Source organism: Streptomyces sp. NPDC055966 (assembly GCF_042269865.1).
Taxonomy (GTDB): domain Bacteria; phylum Actinomycetota; class Actinomycetes; order Streptomycetales; family Streptomycetaceae; genus Streptomyces.
This window is the reverse complement of record NZ_JBHJYK010000020.1, coordinates 13,471-30,282: the sequence shown is the minus strand read 5'-3', so window position 1 is coordinate 30,282 and position 16,812 is coordinate 13,471. Positions and strand designations below refer to the sequence as shown.

The window sequence follows — 16,812 nt, the reverse complement described above, 5'->3', positions numbered from 1 at the left end:
TCCCTCGTCTGCGGCGGACGTCAGTCCTGGGCGCGGCCCGTCGTCACCCGGGCGATCATGAGGGCGACGAGGATGATGCCGCCGTAGATGGCCTGGATCCAGAACGAGGGGACCTGGGCGAGCGTGAGCAGGTTCTGTACGACGCCCAGCAGCAGGACGCCGGTCAGGGCGCCGAACATGGTGCCCTTGCCGCCGTCCAGGCTGATGCCGCCGATCACCGCGGCCGCGAACACGGTGAAGATCATGTTCTGGCCCTGGTTGGCGCTGATCGCGCCGACGTAGCCGGTCTGGAGCAGGCCGCCGATCGAGGCGAGGACGCCCGCGACGACGTACACGCCGAGCATGACGCGGTCCACGCGGACGCCGGCTGCGCGGGCGGCGTCCGCGTTGCCGCCGATCGCGTAGAGGGCGCGGCCGGTGCGGTGGTACTTGAGCAGGAACCCGGTGACGGCGAAGGCGGCCGCGGCGAGCCACACGGACAGCGGGACGTTGAGGAAGGTGGTGGTGGCGAGCGAGTAGAAGCTGTCGGGCATGCCGAACAGGGTCTTGCCCTTGGTGGCGCCGACGAGCAGGCCGCGCAGCACGATGAGCATCGCGAGGGTGACGATGAAGGCGTTGAGCCGGAGCTTGACGACGAGGACGCCGTTGAAGGCGCCGATGGCCGCGCCGACCACGGGGATCGCGAGGAGGGCGAGCGCGGTCGGCCATGCGGTGCCCCAGCCGGACTGGGCGGCGGGCAGCACCAGCAGGGCGCCGACGGCCGGGGCGATGCCGACCACGGACTCCAGCGACAGGTCGAACTTGCCGGTGATCAGGACGAGCGACTCGGCGAGCACGACCATCGCGAGCGCGGCGGAGGCGCCGAGGACCGAGATCAGGTTGCGCTCGGTCAGGAAGGAGTCGTTGACCATGGCGCCGAGCACCATGAGCAGCAACAGCGCGGGGACGAGGGCGAGTTCGCGGGCCCGGCGCAGCAGCACGGTGCGGGCCGACCGCGCGTCCGGGGTCTTGCGCGGCGCGAGCGGCGGGGCCGCCCGGGTCTCAGCCATGGTCAACTCCTTCGATGGAGGCGATCAGCTCGTGGTCGCGCCAGCCGGCCGGGTGCTCGGCGACGACCCGGCCATGGAAGAGGACGAGGACGCGGTCGCAGCGGCGCAGGTCGTCGAGTTCGTCGGAGACGACGAGGACGGCGGTGCCGTCGTCACGGGCGTCGTCCATGCGCGCGAGCAGCGACTCCTTGGACTTCACGTCGACGCCGGCGGTGGGGTTGATCAGGATCAGCAGGCGGGGGTCGCAGGCGAGGGCGCGGGCCATGACGACCTTCTGCGCGTTGCCGCCGGAGAGGTCGGACACGGGCTGGTCGGGGCCCTCGGTGTGGATGTCGAGGCGGTCGATCAGGTCGGCGGCGAAGCGGCGCCGCCGGTCGGTGGCGACGAACCCGGCCCGGCCGAGCCGCTCCAGCACGCCGAGCGTGGCGTTGTCGCCGATGCTCATGCCGGACACCAGTCCCTGTTCGTGCCGGTCGCGCGGGACGCAGCCGATCCCGGCCCGCAGGGCGGCCCGTACGTCGCCGAACGGCAGCCGCTCGCCGCCCAGTCGGGCGGTGCCGCCGGTCGGGGTGTGCAACCCGGCGAAGGACTCGGCCAGTTCGGTCTTGCCGCTGCCGCTGGAGCCGGCGAGTCCGACGACCTCGCCGCGCCGCACGGTGAGGTCGACGTCGTCGTACGCCGGTGAGGAAAGCCCACTCGCCTCCAGCAGGACCGGGGCGCTCTCCCCGGCCCGCCGCCGCGGTACGGCCTGTTCGGCGACGGACTCCCCCGCCATGGCCTCCACCAGGGCCGCCTTCGGCAGGTCGGCGACCGGGGCGGTGGTGATCCAGCGGGCGTCGCGCAGCACGGTGACGGTCTGGCAGACCTCGTACACCTCCTGGAGGTGGTGCGAGATGAACAGGAAGGTGACGCCGGAGTCCTGGAGGGAGCGCATGCGGGTGAAGAGCCGTTCGATCTCCCGGTTGTCGAGCTGGGCGGTGGGCTCGTCCAGCACGATGAACCGGGCGCCGAGGCTCAACGCCCGTGCGATCTCGACCATTTGGCGGTCCTCGACCCGGAGGTCGGCGGTGCGGGCCTCCGGGTCGACGTGCACGTCCCAGGTGCCGAGCAGTTCGGCGGCCTCGCGGCGCAGCCGGCGCCAGCTGATGAGGCCGCGGCCGGTGGGCTGCCGGTTGAGGAACAGGTTCTCGGCGACGGTCAGTTCCGGGACGACCGTCGGCTTCTGGTAGACGCAGGCGACCCTGCGGCGCCAGGCGTCCCGGTCGGCGAGGGCGGGCGCGGGCCGGCCGTCGAAGCGGACGGTGCCCTCGTCCGGGGCCTGGAGTCCGGTGAGGACGCCCACCAGGGTGGACTTGCCTGCGCCGTTGCGGCCGACGAGGGCGTGGGACTCGCCGGCCACGACGGTGAGGCGGCCGTCGGCGAGGGCGACGGTGGGGCCGTACCGTTTGACGATGCCCTCCGCTTGCACCAATGGCGTGGTCATTTGACGGTGTTGCCCCACAGCGCGGGGTCGTCGACGTTCGCCTTGGTGACCAGCGGCGCGGGCAGTTGGTCCTCCAGGATGCCGCTGGGCAGTCTGACGATCGTGGAGCCGTGGTCGGTGGGTCCGGGCCGGAACGTCTTCCCGGCCATGGCCGCCTTGATGTAGTACAGGCCGTAGCGGGCGTAGGCGTCGGCGGGCTGGGAGACCGTGGCGTCGATCTGGCCCTTGCGGATGGCGTCGAACTCCTGCGGGATGCCGTCGTTGGAGACGATGGTGATGTGGCCCTGCTGCCCGGCGGTCCTGAGCATGTTCTTGGACTTCAGTGTCTGCAGGGTAGGCGCGAGGTAGACACCGCCGGCCTGGAGGTAGATGCCCTTGATGTCGGGGTTGGCGTTCAGCAGGGTGTCGAGCTTGGCGGCGGCGGTGTCGGACTCCCACTTGGCGGGGATCTCCAGCACCTTGAGCTTCGGGTACTTCTTCCGCACGCAGGTCCGGAAGGCCTCGGAGCGGTCGCGGCCGTTGACCGAGGCGAGGTCGCCCATGATCTGCACGACCTTGCCGCTGCTCACATGCTGTCCGAGGTAGTCGCAGGCCTTCGTGCCATAGGCGACGTTGTCGGCGCGCACCACCATGGCGACCTTGCCCTTGTCGGGCGCGACGTCCACGGCGACCACGGGGACGCCCCTGCGCTCGGCCTGGTCGAGCCCGGCCTGGACGGCGGCGCTGTCCAGCGGGGCGACCACCAACCCCTTGACGCCCTGGGTGAGTTCGTTGCCGATGTCGGTGATCTGCTGCGAGGGGTCGCTGTTGGAGTTGACCGTCTTCAGCACCTGGACGCCCTCGGACCTCGCCATCTTGGGCACGTAGTCGTTGTACGACTGCCAGAACGGCGAGGTCAGCAGCGGCAGGATCACGCCGACCTTGCCGGTGCCCCCGCCGCCCGCGCCGGCGGTGTCCTTGGTGCTGCCGCAGGCGGCGAGCATGAGCGAGGCGCCGGCGGCCAGGGCCGCCACGCCGATGATCCGTGACCGCTTGCGCTTCCTCACTGTGCTGGCGGGCATCTCGCGGCTCCTCGTTGAGGGTGTTCGAGCAGACGCCGCATACTTATCAGACCAATGAGCCGAGTCAACACCCTCGTGCACGGAGAATTCGAGGATTTCGGCCATAGTGGTCGGACCACTCGGCTGGTTAGACTGCGGCGCACCGGGGGGAAGGAGGAGCGGCGTGGACGAGGAAGAGGTGCCGCAGAAGGGCACGGTGACCCAGCGCGCCATCGAGGAGATCAAGGCGTTGATCGCCGAGGGCCGGCTGGAGCCGGGCCAGCGGCTGCCCACGGAGCGGGATCTCGCGGCCCGGCTGGGGATCTCGCGCAGCTCGATGCGGGAGGCCATCCGCGCGCTGACGGTGCTGGGCGTCCTGGAGGCCCGGCACGGCTCCGGCATCTACGTCACCGCGCTGGAGGCCGGCGATCTGCTGGAGACCTTCGGGGTCGTCGCCGACCTGTCCCGGGGGCCGCGGCTGGTGGAGCTGCTGGAGGTGCGGCGGATCCTGGAGTCGACGGCGACGGCACTCGCGGCCGCGCGCATCACCGACAGCCAACTCGCCTCCGTCGAGAAGCACTTGACGGCGATGAACGCCACCGACGACCCCGAGGAGATCCTCGCCCACGACCTCGCCTTCCACCGCGAGATCGCCGCGGCGGCGGGCAACGAGACGATGGCCGCGATCCTGGAGGGGCTGTCGTCGCGCACCTTCCGGGCCCGGGTGTGGCGGGGCTACCAGGAGGAGGGCGCGTTCGCGCGCACCCGGCGCGAGCATGCCGCCATCCACCGGGCCCTCGCCGCCCGGGACCCGGAGGCCGCGAGGGCCGCCGCGGCGGCCCATGTCGGCGAGGTGGAGGAGTGGCTGCGGGCCCAGCTCGGGGGCTGAGCGCCCCGCTGGAAGTACCGCGATGGGCCGTCGTTCGTCTGCGGCGCCGTCGTGGCTGGTCGCGCCCACGCGGCGGAGCCGATCACGACCTGCGGAGCCGGAGCGTCACCAGTTCGAACGGCCGCAGCCGTACGGTGATGCGCGCACCCTCGCGCGTCGGCGGCTCGCTGTCGCCGAGCGGCCGTTCCAGCAGGTCCGTCACGGTCACGTCCGCCACCTCGAAGCCCGCCGTGAGCGTGGCGCGGGCCCGGCCCCCGTGCGCCTCGTGGAAGCGGACCACCACATCGCCGCTGCCGTCGTCGGCCAGCTTCACGGCCGTGACGACCACGGCGTCGTCGTCGACCGTGACCAGCGGAGCGACCGCGTGCGCGCCGGTGATCCTCCGCTCCGGGAGGTTGAGCCGCCAGCCCTCGCGGACCGCGTCCCCGATCGCCGCGCCGGGCACGAGTGCGTGCCGGAAGCGGTGGACGCCCTGGTCGGTCTCGGGGTCGGGGAACCGCGGGGCGCGCAGGAGAGAGACGCGCACCGTGGTCGTCGTACCCCGGTCGCCGTCGGTGCGTACCGTGCGGGTCACGTCGTGGCCGTACGTCGAGTCGTTGACGACGGCGACGCCCCAGCCGGGTTCCGCAAGGTGGACGAAGCGGTGGTTGCACGCCTCGAACTTGGCGGCCTCCCAGGAGGTGTTGGTGTGGGTCGGCCGGTACACGTGGCCGAACTGGGTCTCCGACGCGTACCGTTCGGCGTGCAGGTCGAGCGGGAACGCCAGTTTGAGGAACTTCTCGGTCTCGTGCCAGTCGACCTCGGTGTCGATCACCAGCCGCCGCTCACCGGGCGGCAGGGACAGCACCTGGGTGGCGCGGGAGGCGCCGAAGGCGCGGGTGACCCGCACCGATACGCCGCCGTCAGCGGCCTGGACCGACTCCGCGTCCGTGAGGTCCGTGACGGTGTTCCGGTAGAACTCGTCCACGTCCCAGGCGTCCCACATGTTCGGGAAGTCCGGGTGGAGCTGGAGGAGGCCCGCGGCCCGGCCGGGGGCGACGGTCTCACGGTCGGCCTGGATGTCGTACGCGGACACGACGAGGCCGCGGGCGTCGATCTCGACGCGGAGCAGGCCGTTGTGCAGGACGTATCCGCCTCCGGTGCGGGGCGACAGCGTCGTACACGTCGTACCCTGCGGCAGGCTGGCCGCCCCGGCACCTCCGGCGGGCACGCCCTTGCGGCCGTGCGGCGCCGAGTTGAAGAGCAGCTCCGCGGTCCCCTCCCCCGCCAGGGCCCGCCGGGCCGCGTCGATGACGCCGTTCAGCTCCCCGGCGATCCGGGCGTACGTCGCCCGGGCCTCCCGGTGCACCCAGGCGATGGACGAGCCGGGCAGGATGTCGTGGAACTGGTGCAGCAGGACCGTCTTCCAGATGCGGTCCAACTCCTCGTAGGGATACGGGAATCCGGCGCGGACGGCGGCCGTCGCCGCCCACAGCTCCGCCTCGCGCAGCAGGTGCTCGCTGCGCCGGTTGCCCTGCTTGGTCTGGGCCTGGCTGGTGAGGGTCGCGCGGTGCAGTTCGAGGTACAGCTCGCCGACCCAGACGGGCGGCTCGGGGTACTCGGCCTCGGCCTTCTCGAAGAAGGCACGGGGTGTCTCCCATGCGACGGTGGCCGAGCCTTCCAGGTCGCGCATCCGGGCCGCCTTGGCGATCATCTCGCGGGTCGTGCCGCCGCCTCCGTCGCCCCAGCCGGTGGGCGCGAGGGAGTGCCGGGCGCGGCCCTTGTCCTTGAAGTTCCGCGCCGCGTGGGCGATCTCGCCGCCCTTCATCGAGCAGTTGTAGGTGTCGACGGGCGGGAAGTGGGTGAAGATCCGGGTGCCGTCGATGCCCTCCCACTGGAAGGTGTGGTGCGGGAACTTGTTGGTCTGTGACCAGGAGATCTTCTGTGTCAGGAGCCACTTGGAGCCGGCCGCCCTGATGATCTGCGGCAGGCCGGCGGCGAAGCCGAAGGTGTCGGGCAGCCAGGCCTCCTCGTTCTCGATGCCGAACTCGTCGAGGAAGAACCGCTTGCCGTGCACGAACTGACGGGCCATCGCCTCCGAGCCGGGCATGTTGGTGTCCGACTCCACCCACATCCCGCCGGCCGGCACGAACCGCCCGTCGGCCACGGCCTTCTTCACCCGCGCCCACACCTCGGGCCGGTGCTCCTTCACCCACGCCCACTGCTGCGCCTGGGACATGGCGAACACGAAGTCCGGCTCGTCCTCGATCAGCGCGGTCATGTTGGACGTCGTACGGGCCACCTTGCGGACCGTCTCGCGCAGCGGCCACAGCCACGCCGAGTCGATGTGCGCGTGCCCGACGGCGCTGATCCGGTGCGCGGACGGCACGGCGGGTGCCGCGAGGACTCCGGTGAGCTGCTGCCGGGCCCGGTCCGCGGTGGCGCCCACGTCCTGGAGGTCGACGGCGTCCAGGGCCCGCTCGACGGCGCGCACGATGTCGTACCGGCGCGCGGAGTCCGCCGGCAGCTCGGCCATCAGCTCGCCGAGCACCTCCAGATCCATGACCAGCTGCCACACGGTCTCGTCGAAGACGGCGAGGTCCATGCGGGTGAGCGTGTACTGGGGCTCGCTGCCGGCCGTCTCCCTGTCGCCGAGCCGGGTCGGCAGGAAGGGGTGGTAGTCGAGGACGACGGGGTTGGAGGCGGCCTCGATGTGCAGGACCACCTCCTCCCCGCCCGCCACCGGGGCGCCGATCCGCACCCACTGGTTGCGCGGGTTGAGGCCCTTCACCGGGGTGCCGTCGGGCCGGTGGACCAGGCCCTCGCACTGGAAGCCGGGCATGTTCTCGTCGAAGCCGAGGTCGAGCAGGGCCTCGACGGTCCGCCCGGCCCACGCCTCGGGCACGGTCCCGGTCACCCGGAACCAGCTCGTGCCCCACGGAGCACCCCACCGCGCGCCCACCTCGATCGGCCCGGGCTCGGCGGCGAGTCCCTCCTCGACCGGTACGGGCTCGCCGGGTGCGTGCCACACCGCGACCTGCAGCGGCACGGACTCGGGGTACACGGCGGGACGGATGCGCTCGTCGAGGACACGCCTGAGGCGGGCTTCCACCAGCGTGCGGTCGTCATGCATACGGGCTGCTCCCTGCGGGGTTCCGGGTGCGGGTTCCGGGTGGGTTGCCAGGGGTGGGTCACGGTCACGGGTTCGAGGCGTCGTACGGCTCCCCCACGGTGGGGAGTACCTGCTCGGGAGTGACCACGTCGGTGATGCCGCGCGCGGCGAGGTGGTCCTGGTCGTCCGCGCGGGTGTCCAGGACGGTGCTGGGGCGGGCGCCGTCGGCGACGAGCCGGAAGAAGGCGTCGAAGACGGGGCCGCCGGGGGCGCAGTGGGAGCGCAGGGCCGGATCGCCGGGGACGACGAGGGCGGTGGTGCGCGGCGCGGGGGCCCGGCCGGTGTCGCGTGCGGCGTCGCGCGCGGCGTCGGCCAGCACGCGGGCGATGTCCTTGGCTGCGCGGTCGTCGGTGAACAGGCCCAGTCCGTATTCGAGTTCGGGGAAGTCGGCGAGGTCGCGCGAGACGTCGTACGCGCACCACCAGGTGATGCCCCACAGGTCGGGGCAGTCGAGGGCGTGGGTGATGGTGGCCTCGGCGAAGGCGGCGGCGTGCTCGGGGGGCACGAGCGGTGCGGGTGCGCCGACCTCCTGGAGCCACACCGGCCGGTGCGGCGCGTCGGCCCAGGCCTTGCTCAGCTCGACCAGGTAGGCGGCGTGGTGCTCGCTGGGCACGGAGGTACGGCCGTGGCGCTGGGCGGTGCCGTTGAACACCCAGGAGTGTACGGCCGTGACGTCGCCGAGGCGGGCCGAGTGGCCGGGGGTGAAGGGCTGGTCGTCCTGGTACCAGGCGGCGTCGTAGGAGGCGTGCAGATGGAGCCGGTCCGGGGCGCCCTCGGCGCAGGCGGCCAGCATCCGCACGAGCCAGCGCTCGGCCTCGTCCGCCGTGATGCGGTCGGGGTCGGGGTGGGGGCCGGCGGCGAACTGGTTGACCTCGTTGCCGACGGTCATGCCGAGGAAGCCCGGGCGGTCGGCGAGGGCCGCGGCGAGGGTGCGCAGATAGGCGGCCTGGCCGGCCACCACGTCCGGGTCGGTGAAGAGGTTGCGCCGGTGCCAGGTGCGGGTCCAGGCCGGCAGGAAGTCGAAGCTGCTCACGTGCCCTTGCAGACCGTCCACGTTGACGTCCAGGCCGCGTTCGGCGGCCGCGTCGGCGAGGGCCACGAGCTGTTCGACGGCGCGGGGGCGGATCAGGGTGCGGTTGGGCTGGAAGTACGGCCACAGCGGGAAGACGCGGATGTGGTCGAGGCCCAGCGCGGCGATGGCGTCGAGGTCGGCGCGCACGGAGTCGAGGTCGAAGTCGAGCCAGTGGTGGAACCACCCTTCGCTCGGGGTGTAGTTGACGCCGAAGCGGACGGCAGGAGGCATGGAGGTCCTTGTGGCATACGGGTGTTCAGCCCTTGACGGCGCCCTCGCCGACGCCGCGGAAGAAGTACCGCTGGAGGCAGGCGAAGAGGGCGATGAGCGGGGCCACGGCGATCACGGTGCCGGCGGCGACGAGGCGTTCGTCGTTGGCGAAGGTGCCGTGCAGATAGTTGAGACCGATGGTGAGGGTGAACTTGGAGGGGTCGCTGAGGACGATCAGCGGCCACAGGAAGTCGTCCCAGGCGCCCATGAAGGCGAAGATCGCGACGACGGCGAGCGTCCCCTTCACCGCGGGCAGCGCGACGCGCAGGAACCGCTGCCACACGTCGGCGCCGTCGACGTAGGCCGCCTCCTCGATCTCGTAGGGCAGATTGCGGAACGCGCCCCGCATCAGCAGGACGTTCATGGCGCCGATCGCGCCGGGCAGGACGACGCCGATGAGCGTGTTGTTCAGGCCGAGTTCGCGCATGGTGGTGAACTGGGCGATGACGATGCCCTCGACGGGCACGAGCATGGCCAGCACGAACACGAGCGTGGTCACGCGCCGGCCGCGGAAGCGCAGCCGGGCCAGGGCGTATCCGGCGAGGGCCGAACCGACGCAGTTGGTCACGACGTTGGCGGCGGCGACCTTCAGGGAGTTGAGGGCGTAGTCCCAGACGGGGACGGTGTCGGCGACCCGCGTGTAGTTGTGCAGGGTGGGGTGGGCCGGCAGGAAGCTCGGCGGGGAGCTGTAGATGTCCTCGGTGGTGCCCTTGAGGGAGGTGGACAGCTGCCACAGGAACGGGCCGACGGTCAGGGCGAGGACGGCGAGCAACAGCAGGTAGCGCAGGGCCAGTTCGCTGGCGCGGATCCGGCGGCCGTGCTCGTCGGTGACGCGCGGCGGCCTGCTCCGCGAGGTGACGGGCCGCTCGGGCCGTACCTTCTCCAGGACGCTCACGCCTCCTCCCTGCGGTCGGCACGCAGCACGAGCAGCATGAGCGCGACGGTGACGACGAAGACGACGACGGAGAGGGCGGAGGCGTAGCCGACGCGGCCGGTCAGGCCGGTGCCGGTGCGCTGGACCAGCATGACGAGGGTGGTGTCCTCGCCGGCCGGGCCGCCGTCGGGGCCCGCCATCAGGTACACCTCGGAGAACACCTTGAACGCGGCGACCGAGGAGAGCGCGGCGACCAGCACCATGGTGGAGCGCACGGCGGGGACGGTGACCGTGAGGAAGCGGCGCACCGGTCCCGCGCCGTCCACGGCGGCGGCCTCGTGCAGCTCGCGGGGCACGTCGGCGAGCGCCGCCAGATAAATGATCATGTAGTAGCCGAGGCCCTTCCACACCGTGACGGCCATCGCGCTCAGCAGGAGCAGCCACTGGTCGCTGAGGAAGCCGACCCGGCCGATCCCGACGGTCTCCAGCAGCGAGTTGACCAGTCCGCGTTCGTCCAGCAGCCACACCCAGACCAGCCCGACGACCACCATCGAGGCGACGACCGGGGTGTAGAAGGCGGAGCGGAAGAAGGTGATGCCGGGGATGTTCTTCTGCACCAGCAGGGCGAGCAGCAGCGGCAGGACGACCAGGGCGGGTACGACGCCGAGGACGTAGAGCGTGCTGTTGCGCAGGCCGGTCCAGAACATGCCGTCGTGGAGCAGCTCGCGGAAGTTGGCGAGGCCCACGAAACGGCCCGGGAGCAGGGTGCGGCGGTCGGTGAAGGAGTTCACCAGGGTGGAGGCGAACGGGTAGAGCACGAACGCGCCGGTGACGAGCAGCCCGGGGGCCGCGAACAGCCAGGGGCTGACCGGCAGTTGTCGCCGGATCCTGGTCCCGGCCGACGCGCGGCCCTTGACGCGGAGGGGGGTGGCGGCCATCGCGGGTCAGCCCTGCTGGAGCAGCCGGTCGGCGGCCTTGACAGCGTTGTCGAGGGCTTCCTCGGGGCTCTCCTTGCCCTGGAGCGCCTTGGCGACCTCGTTGCGCAGCGCGGTCTTCATCTGGTCGCTGAACAGCACGGGGGTGTAGTTCACCGCGCTCTTCAGGGACGTGGCCGCGGCGATGCGCACCCGGGTCTCGTCGGTGCCGTCCTCCTTGGTGAAGTACGGGTCGCTCAGGGAGCCGGCGGTGCTGGGGAAGATGGCGACCTTCTTCGCGAAGGACATCTGGTTCTGCGCGTCGGTGACGAAGTGGGCGAAGGCGACGGCGGCCGGGGTGTGCCTGGTGCGGGAGTTGACCATCACGCCCATCACGTACATGTTGACGTGCCCCGTGCTGGTGATCTGGTCGGTGATGCCGATGTTCTTGTAGAGGCCGGGCGCGTTCTTCTTGAAGTTGTCCAGGTCGAGGGCGCTGCCGGGGTTCATGGCGACTGCACCGGTGAGGAACTTCTTGCCGGAGGACTCGGGGGTGGCGGTCAGCGCCTGCGGGTCGAGGGCCCTGGCGTCGTACAACTCCTTGTATTTGGTGAGGAGTTCGACACCCCTGGCGTCGTTGAAGGCGAACGCGGTGCCCTGCCGGTTCATCAGCGGGACGCCGTAGCGGCCGAAGTCCTCGATGGTGGGGACGTTCGCGAGGGTGGCGACCTTGCCGCCGCTCTTCTTCGCCATCTGGAGGGCGTCGGTGAAGAGTTCGCCGTACGTCCTCGGCGGCCGGCCGGGGTTCAGTCCGGCCTCGGTGAACAGGGACTTGTTGTAGAAGAGCGGGCCGGTGTTCAGGTACCAGGGGAAGGCGTACGTGCCGCTCATGCCCGGGATCCGGTGGCTGGCCCACGCCCCGGCCAGATACTCGGACTTGTACGTCGCCGCGGCCTTGTCGAGGTCCATGGCGAGACCGGCCCTGGCGAGCGGGGCGACCAGGTCCGGGGAGACGTTGACGACGTCGGGCAGGGTGCCGCCGGCGGCGTCGGCGCTGAGCTTGTCGGCGTAGCCCTCGGCGGGCTGGTCGATCCACTTCACGTGCGTGCCCGGGTGCTTCTTCTCGAAGTCGGCGATCAGGCCCTGGAAGTACGGCGTGAAGTTGGCGCGCAGGTTCCAGGTCTCGAAGGTGATGTTCCCCTCGACCTTTCCGGAGGCGTCGGTGGAGCCGCCGCCCCCGCCGCCCGAACCGCAGGCGCTCAGCGGCAGGACGAGGGCGGCGGCAGCGGCGAACAGGGCTCTGCGGGGCATGGGCACGGTGACACGGCTCCCTTGCTGTGTCGGTCTGTTGGCGGCGTGAGAGACCATGCACGGGCCGTTCGGAGAAAGTCAATGCAGTCATCCGAACTAAAGAAATCCACGCTTCATTAGTGCAGGTCGCAGGAGTTTCGCCGAAAGCTTGCCGTAGTTCGCTAATGCGCTTTAGGGTCTTGACACTCAAGCGCATTAGCCAACTCGCCCGGGAGGGAGGGGAAACGTGCCGCCGACCAGACGGTCACCCACACGCCGGCCCACGATGAAGGACATCGCCCGGCGGGCCGGGGTCTCCGAGAGTGCCGTCTCCTTCGCGCTGAACGACCGCCCCGGCGTCTCCGAGGCCACCCGCGCCCGGGTCCGCCGGGTCGCCGAGCAGTTGGGGTGGCGGCCCAGCACGGCCGCCCGCGCGCTGTCCGGCGAGGGCGCGGCGACGGTCGGCTTCGTCCTGGCCCGCCCCGCGCACACCCTGGGCGTCGACTCGTTCTTCCTCCAGCTCGTCTCCGGCATCCAGGAGGTGCTCGCCGAACGCCATCTGGGCCTGCTGTTCCAGGTGGCCGAGGACGTGGCCGACGAGTGCACGGTCTACCGGCGCTGGTGGGCGGAGCACCGGGTGGACGGCGTGCTGGTGGTCGACCCGCGCGCCACGGACCCGCGCCCCGGCCTGCTGGACGAACTGGGCCTGCCCGGCGTGGTGATCGGCGGCGAGCCCGACGGGTGCCATCCGGGGCTGTCCACGGTCTGGGCGGACGACGCGGGCGCGATGGCCTCCGTGGTGGACGAGCTGACGGCGCTCGGCCACCGCCGGATCGTGCACATCGCCGGCCTGCCGGACCTGGCGCACACCCAGCGCCGTACCGCCACGCTGCGCGCGGAGGCGGAGCGGCGGGGCCTGGGCGAGGTCCGGTCGGTGACCACCGACTACTCCGACACGCAGGGCGCGGCCGTGACCCGCCGGGTGCTCGGCGCCTCCCCCGCCCCCACGGCACTGATCTACGACAACGACGTGATGGCCGTGGCAGGCCTCGCGGCGGCGGCCGACCTGGGCTTTCGCGTCCCGCAGGACGTGTCGGTGGTCTCCTGGGAGGACTCGGCCCTGTGCCGCATGGTCACACCCCGGCTGTCCGCCCTGTCCCGCGACAGCGCCGAGTTCGGCCGCACGGCCGCCCGCGAGCTGCTGGCCCTGCTGGACGGCGGCGCGGCCCGCTCGGCGGGGGTGCCGGTGCCGCGGCTGACGGGGCGGGGCAGTACGGGGGCGGCGGCGCGGGGCGCGGCGGGCCGGTCAGGTACGTGACCGGTACAGCCCGAACTCCGCGATCCGTACGGCCGACCGCGCCGCCGTGACCCGCACCCGCCACCTGCGGGCCCGTACCGGCGCCGCGAGCAGCAGGATCCGGCTCGCGCCCATCGTCCCGGCGGCGGCCACCCGCGACCAGCCGCCGTCCGCCCAGGCCTCGACCACGAAGGGCTCGATCTGCCGGCCGTCCCGGCGTGGCGGTGGTCCGGGCGCCGCGGGCCAGGTCCTCGGGCAGTTCGCGGTCCACGCGGTCGCGGAACTCGCGCAGCCGTGCCACTTGGGCTGTTGGCCGGGACGGCAGAACCAGCCGTCCCGGATGCAGACGTCGCACTCGGCGGGCCACCACGGGACGTGGTCGGCGCTGTCGCGCGCCTTCACGACGACCGGTGTGTACCAGCTGTCCCAGTCGTACCGCTCCACCTCGTCCGCAGGGATGCGGCCCTGGGCGCCGTCGAACCACACCTCGTCGACCGGGCCGTACTCGGTGAGCACCTCGTGGAGCTGGTTGAGCATGTGGGCGCCGTGGTCGGCCGCGTCGAGGGTGTACGTCCGCGAAGGAGCGCAGGACGTCGCCGTGACCGTCGCGCCGACTGCTGCTCGCCACGGTGTGGTCGGCGTCGCGGGAGGGACGGAGGACGAAGCCGTCGTGGTGCTTGACGGCAGCAGGCGCGGACGCCGACGCCGCGGTCCCGGTGGCGCGGGAGGTCCTCCCCGGCTCGATGCCGATCACGATGTCGCCGGTCCTGGCCCCGCCGGTCACGACGGGCACCGTGCCGTGGCCCGCGGCGCGCAGGTCCGCGGCGAGGGTGTCGGCCACCCGGCGTTCGGCGCGGCTGCCGGCCACCAGCCGGGTGGCGCGGCCTTGGACGTACGTGCCGCTCTGCGCGGTCCAGTCGGCGAGCGACGGCACGGTGACCGGAACGGGTCACGCGTCCCGGGCGAGCGCCGGTACCGGCGCGGAGGCGATCACGAGCAGCAGCCGGTGCGGCCTTTGCCGGGCCTCAGCCATGCCACTCCACCTTGAACACCCACGCGTACCGCCCCGCCCTCCGGGCCGCCTCCGGCACGTCGACCACCAGTGACCCGCCGGTGACGGTCCAGGTCAGGGGCCGGTCGTGACCGAGCATCGTCACCTTGTCGCCGGGCCGGACGGGCACCGGTGCCTCGACGGTCAGCCTGGCGCCGGGCTCGGCGAGGGAGTGGATGTAGAAGGCCTCGTCCGGGCGGACCGTGAAGCGCAGGTCGTCGCCGAGCTGGGCCGTGCGCGACCAGTACGTGGTGTCGTACACCGCCTCCCCGTTCACCTTCAGCCACTGTCCGGTCTCGCGCAGCCGGGTCTGCATGATCTCCGGGATGGTGCCGTCCGCGCGCGGGCCGATGTCGAGGAGGAAGTTGCCGTTCTTGGAGACGATGTCGACCAGGGTGTGCACGACCTCCTCGGCGGTCATGTACGCGGAGTCGGGCGTGGCCCCGTTGTAGCCGTAGCTGAAGGGGTCCAATCCCCGGCTGGCCTCCCACTTGGCGACGACGGTGTCGGCGTACGTCGTGTACTCGGGGGTCGTGAAGTCGTGGAAGGCGATGCCCGAGCGGTTGTTGACGGTCACGTCGACCGGACGGGCGCGGTTCTTGGCGTGGTTGAAGTACTCGGCGAGGACGTGCAGGCTGTCGTTGGCGCCGCCGATGTCGCACCAGATGATCTCGGGGTCGTACCCGTGGATCAGCTCCAGCAGCTGCGGGGCCTGGTAGTCGTGGACGTAGTCCTTGCCCGCGGTGTATCCGGTGTACGGCACCGGGGCGAGCGTGTAGGGGTTGCGCGGGGCGTGGCCCATCCAGGGGTTGTCGGGGTTGAACCATTCGGGCATCGAGAAGTACAGGCCCCGGTGCAGCTCGGGGGCGTAGCGGCGGCTCGCCTCGAAGAGCTCCCCGACCAGGTCCCGCTTCGGGCCCATCTTCACGGCGTTGCGGTCCGAGACCCTGGTGTCCCACAGGGCGAAGCCCTCGTGGTGCTTGGAGGTCAGCACGTGGTACTGGGCGCCGGCGTCACGGAAGAGCTCCACCCAGGCGCGCGGGTCGAACTTCTCGGCGGTGAAGCGGGGGATGAAGTCGTCGTAGGCGAAGTCCTCGCCGTAGGTGTCCCGGTGGTGGGCGTACACGGCGTCGGCCGGGTCCTGCATGTGGTCCCAGTACCACTCGGCGTACTCCTTGCCGACCGGCGACCAGGCGGGCACGGAGTAGACGCCCCAGTGGATGAAGATGCCGAACTTGGCGCCCTGGAACCAGTACGGCGCCTGGTGGGCGGCGAGCGAGGCCTCGGTGGGGGCGTAGTCGGCGGTGCCGAGCGTCAACGAGGCCTTGCCCGCGGCCACTTGGGCGCCCCGGCCGGTGACGGTGACCGTGCCGTCCTGCCGGGTGCCCGGCGCCGTGCCCGGTCGGTTGCGGATGCCGATGCGGACCCGGGCCTGTTCGCCGGGGTCGAGGCGGCGCACGCGGGCGGGCTGGACGGTGCGTGCGCCGGGTACGTCGACGGCCACCGAGACGCCGTCGGCGGCGAGGACGGCGACGGTGCCCGCGTTGACGACGGTCGCCTCGACGCTCTGCGCGCCGGAGGGTTCGAGGAGGGAGGGCGTGGAGCGCGGCCCGCGCAGGGCCAACGCCCGCCCGTCGGCGACCGGTTGGAGGGTGAGGGCGAAGACGTGCAGGGAGGCCTGGTTCGCCTCGGCGGCGTGGGTGACGGGCAGGGTGACCGCGACTGCCTCCCGGCGGGGATCGAGCCATACCTCCGACACGCCGATGCCGACAGCGTGCTCGTCCTTGCCGCCGTCCGGCCGGTAGCGGTACGGCGCCGACAGCGGGCCGCCCGTCGCGTACCAGTCGGCGCCGCCGAGGCCGGCGGTGGTGGTCGTACCGTCGGCGTAGTGCACGGTGGCCGTTCCGGAGGCGTCGCCGTAGCTGGCGGCGGTGAGGAAGAAGGCCGACAGGTAGCGGCCCCGGGGGAGGTCGAGGCGCTGGCCGAGGGCGACCAGGTTGTTCCTGGTGCCGGCGGCGTGGGCGGGGAAGAGGAAGGGGACGCCGTCGACCTCGGCGCGGCCGGCCGGGAGTTCCTCGCCGGGGAAGGTGTAGCCGGATCCGTCGAAGTCGCCGCCGCGCGCGGAGGCGGTGTCGATGCCGTCGTTGTCGTAGCGGGCGTCCAGCGGGACGGGCACCGGGGCGGGGACCGCGGCCCAGGGACCCGGGCGTCCGCCGGCGCTCGCGGGTGTGACGGCGCTGGCCGCGGCGGCGGGCGGGAGGGCGGTCGCGGCCGCCGCTCCCGCGGCGGTGGCGAGGACCGTTCGTCTGGGATACGTGCTCATGAGCGGCTCCCATACAGTTCCGATTCATCGGACGTCTGATGATTGTGCGGGCGTCACGGGACTGTCAACGGGCTTGCAGTGCACGGATTTTGAGCCATTGATCGGATGA

General features: G+C 71.9%; 12 protein-coding genes. 2 read left to right on the top strand and 10 right to left on the bottom strand.

Annotation, left to right across the window (positions count from 1 at the left end; genetic code table 11):
• Positions 1-20 precede the first annotated feature (20 nt).
• Genes ACFC8N_RS35015 through ACFC8N_RS35005 form a run of 3 tightly spaced genes read right to left on the bottom strand, consistent with a single transcriptional unit; the run spans position 21 to position 3,593 of the window.
• A complete protein-coding gene (locus ACFC8N_RS35015) occupies positions 21-1,049 on the bottom strand; it encodes an ABC transporter permease (protein ID WP_376292839.1) in 1,029 nt (342 codons plus the stop codon).
• Positions 1,042-2,532 (bottom strand): sugar ABC transporter ATP-binding protein, encoded by a 1,491-nt coding sequence (locus ACFC8N_RS35010; protein ID WP_362819367.1) that lies wholly within the window; start codon positions 2,530-2,532, stop codon positions 1,042-1,044. The genes ACFC8N_RS35015 and ACFC8N_RS35010 overlap by 8 nt, the downstream gene beginning before the upstream one ends.
• Positions 2,529-3,593 (bottom strand): sugar ABC transporter substrate-binding protein, encoded by a 1,065-nt coding sequence (locus tag ACFC8N_RS35005; protein WP_356033906.1) that lies wholly within the window; start codon positions 3,591-3,593, stop codon positions 2,529-2,531. Before ACFC8N_RS35005 ends, ACFC8N_RS35010 begins: the two co-directional genes overlap by 4 nt.
• Positions 3,594-3,756: 163 nt before the next feature.
• Here ACFC8N_RS35005 and ACFC8N_RS35000 point away from each other — a divergent pair, with 163 nt between their 5' ends.
• The gene (locus ACFC8N_RS35000) at positions 3,757-4,461 is read left to right on the top strand and encodes an FCD domain-containing protein (RefSeq protein WP_356033903.1); all 705 of its coding nucleotides are present in this window, start codon (positions 3,757-3,759) and stop codon (positions 4,459-4,461) included.
• A gap of 82 nt (positions 4,462-4,543) precedes the next feature.
• Here ACFC8N_RS35000 and ACFC8N_RS34995 read toward each other — a convergent pair whose 3' ends face one another.
• From ACFC8N_RS34995 to ACFC8N_RS34975, 5 genes are all read right to left on the bottom strand, one after another.
• A complete protein-coding gene (locus ACFC8N_RS34995; RefSeq protein WP_376292836.1) occupies positions 4,544-7,573 on the bottom strand; it encodes an alpha-mannosidase in 3,030 nt (1,009 codons plus the stop codon).
• Positions 7,574-7,637: 64 nt separating this feature from the next.
• Complete coding sequence (locus tag ACFC8N_RS34990) at positions 7,638-8,915, bottom strand: glycosyl hydrolase (RefSeq protein ID WP_376292833.1); 1,278 nt, start codon at positions 8,913-8,915, stop codon at positions 7,638-7,640.
• Between the two features lie 25 nt (positions 8,916-8,940).
• Positions 8,941-9,849, bottom strand: a complete 909-nt coding sequence (locus ACFC8N_RS34985; protein ID WP_376292830.1) for a carbohydrate ABC transporter permease — start codon at positions 9,847-9,849, stop codon at positions 8,941-8,943.
• On the bottom strand, positions 9,846-10,766 hold the full coding sequence (locus ACFC8N_RS34980; RefSeq protein ID WP_376292828.1) for a carbohydrate ABC transporter permease: 921 nt from the start codon (positions 10,764-10,766) through the stop codon (positions 9,846-9,848). The genes ACFC8N_RS34985 and ACFC8N_RS34980 overlap by 4 nt, the downstream gene beginning before the upstream one ends.
• Positions 10,767-10,772: 6 nt before the next feature.
• Positions 10,773-12,059 carry an ABC transporter substrate-binding protein gene (locus ACFC8N_RS34975; protein WP_376292825.1) on the bottom strand — a complete coding sequence of 429 codons (1,287 nt, stop codon included), beginning with the start codon at positions 12,057-12,059 and terminating at the stop codon, positions 10,773-10,775.
• A 259-nt stretch (positions 12,060-12,318) separates the two neighbouring features.
• Here ACFC8N_RS34975 and ACFC8N_RS34970 point away from each other — a divergent pair, with 259 nt between their 5' ends.
• Positions 12,319-13,350, top strand: coding sequence for a LacI family DNA-binding transcriptional regulator (locus ACFC8N_RS34970; RefSeq protein ID WP_356034000.1), 1,032 nt, complete (start codon positions 12,319-12,321; stop codon positions 13,348-13,350).
• Here the strand turns inward: ACFC8N_RS34970 and ACFC8N_RS34965 are convergent.
• Together ACFC8N_RS34965 and ACFC8N_RS34960 are read right to left on the bottom strand one after the other, a co-directional pair.
• The gene (locus tag ACFC8N_RS34965; RefSeq protein ID WP_376292821.1) at positions 13,339-13,866 is read right to left on the bottom strand and encodes a hypothetical protein; all 528 of its coding nucleotides are present in this window, start codon (positions 13,864-13,866) and stop codon (positions 13,339-13,341) included. The genes ACFC8N_RS34970 and ACFC8N_RS34965 overlap by 12 nt on opposite strands.
• Before the next feature lie 488 nt (positions 13,867-14,354).
• Complete coding sequence (locus tag ACFC8N_RS34960; RefSeq protein ID WP_376292819.1) at positions 14,355-16,703, bottom strand: alpha-L-fucosidase; 2,349 nt, start codon at positions 16,701-16,703, stop codon at positions 14,355-14,357.
• Positions 16,704-16,812: the final 109 nt, after the last annotated feature.

Coding starts and splice junctions, on each gene's coding strand:
- ACFC8N_RS34990 (WP_376292833.1), bottom strand. CDS start 8,915: ATGCCTCCTGCCGTCCGCTTCGGCGTCAACTACACCCCGAGCGAAGGG.
- ACFC8N_RS34980 (WP_376292828.1), bottom strand. CDS start 10,766: ATGGCCGCCACCCCCCTCCGCGTCAAGGGCCGCGCGTCGGCCGGGACC.
- ACFC8N_RS35005 (WP_356033906.1), bottom strand. CDS start 3,593: ATGCCCGCCAGCACAGTGAGGAAGCGCAAGCGGTCACGGATCATCGGC.
- ACFC8N_RS34995 (WP_376292836.1), bottom strand. CDS start 7,573: ATGCATGACGACCGCACGCTGGTGGAAGCCCGCCTCAGGCGTGTCCTC.
- ACFC8N_RS34960 (WP_376292819.1), bottom strand. CDS start 16,703: ATGAGCACGTATCCCAGACGAACGGTCCTCGCCACCGCCGCGGGAGCG.
- ACFC8N_RS35010 (WP_362819367.1), bottom strand. CDS start 2,532: ATGACCACGCCATTGGTGCAAGCGGAGGGCATCGTCAAACGGTACGGC.
- ACFC8N_RS34970 (WP_356034000.1), top strand. CDS start 12,319: ATGAAGGACATCGCCCGGCGGGCCGGGGTCTCCGAGAGTGCCGTCTCC.
- ACFC8N_RS35015 (WP_376292839.1), bottom strand. CDS start 1,049: ATGGCTGAGACCCGGGCGGCCCCGCCGCTCGCGCCGCGCAAGACCCCG.
- ACFC8N_RS34965 (WP_376292821.1), bottom strand. CDS start 13,866: ATGCTCAACCAGCTCCACGAGGTGCTCACCGAGTACGGCCCGGTCGAC.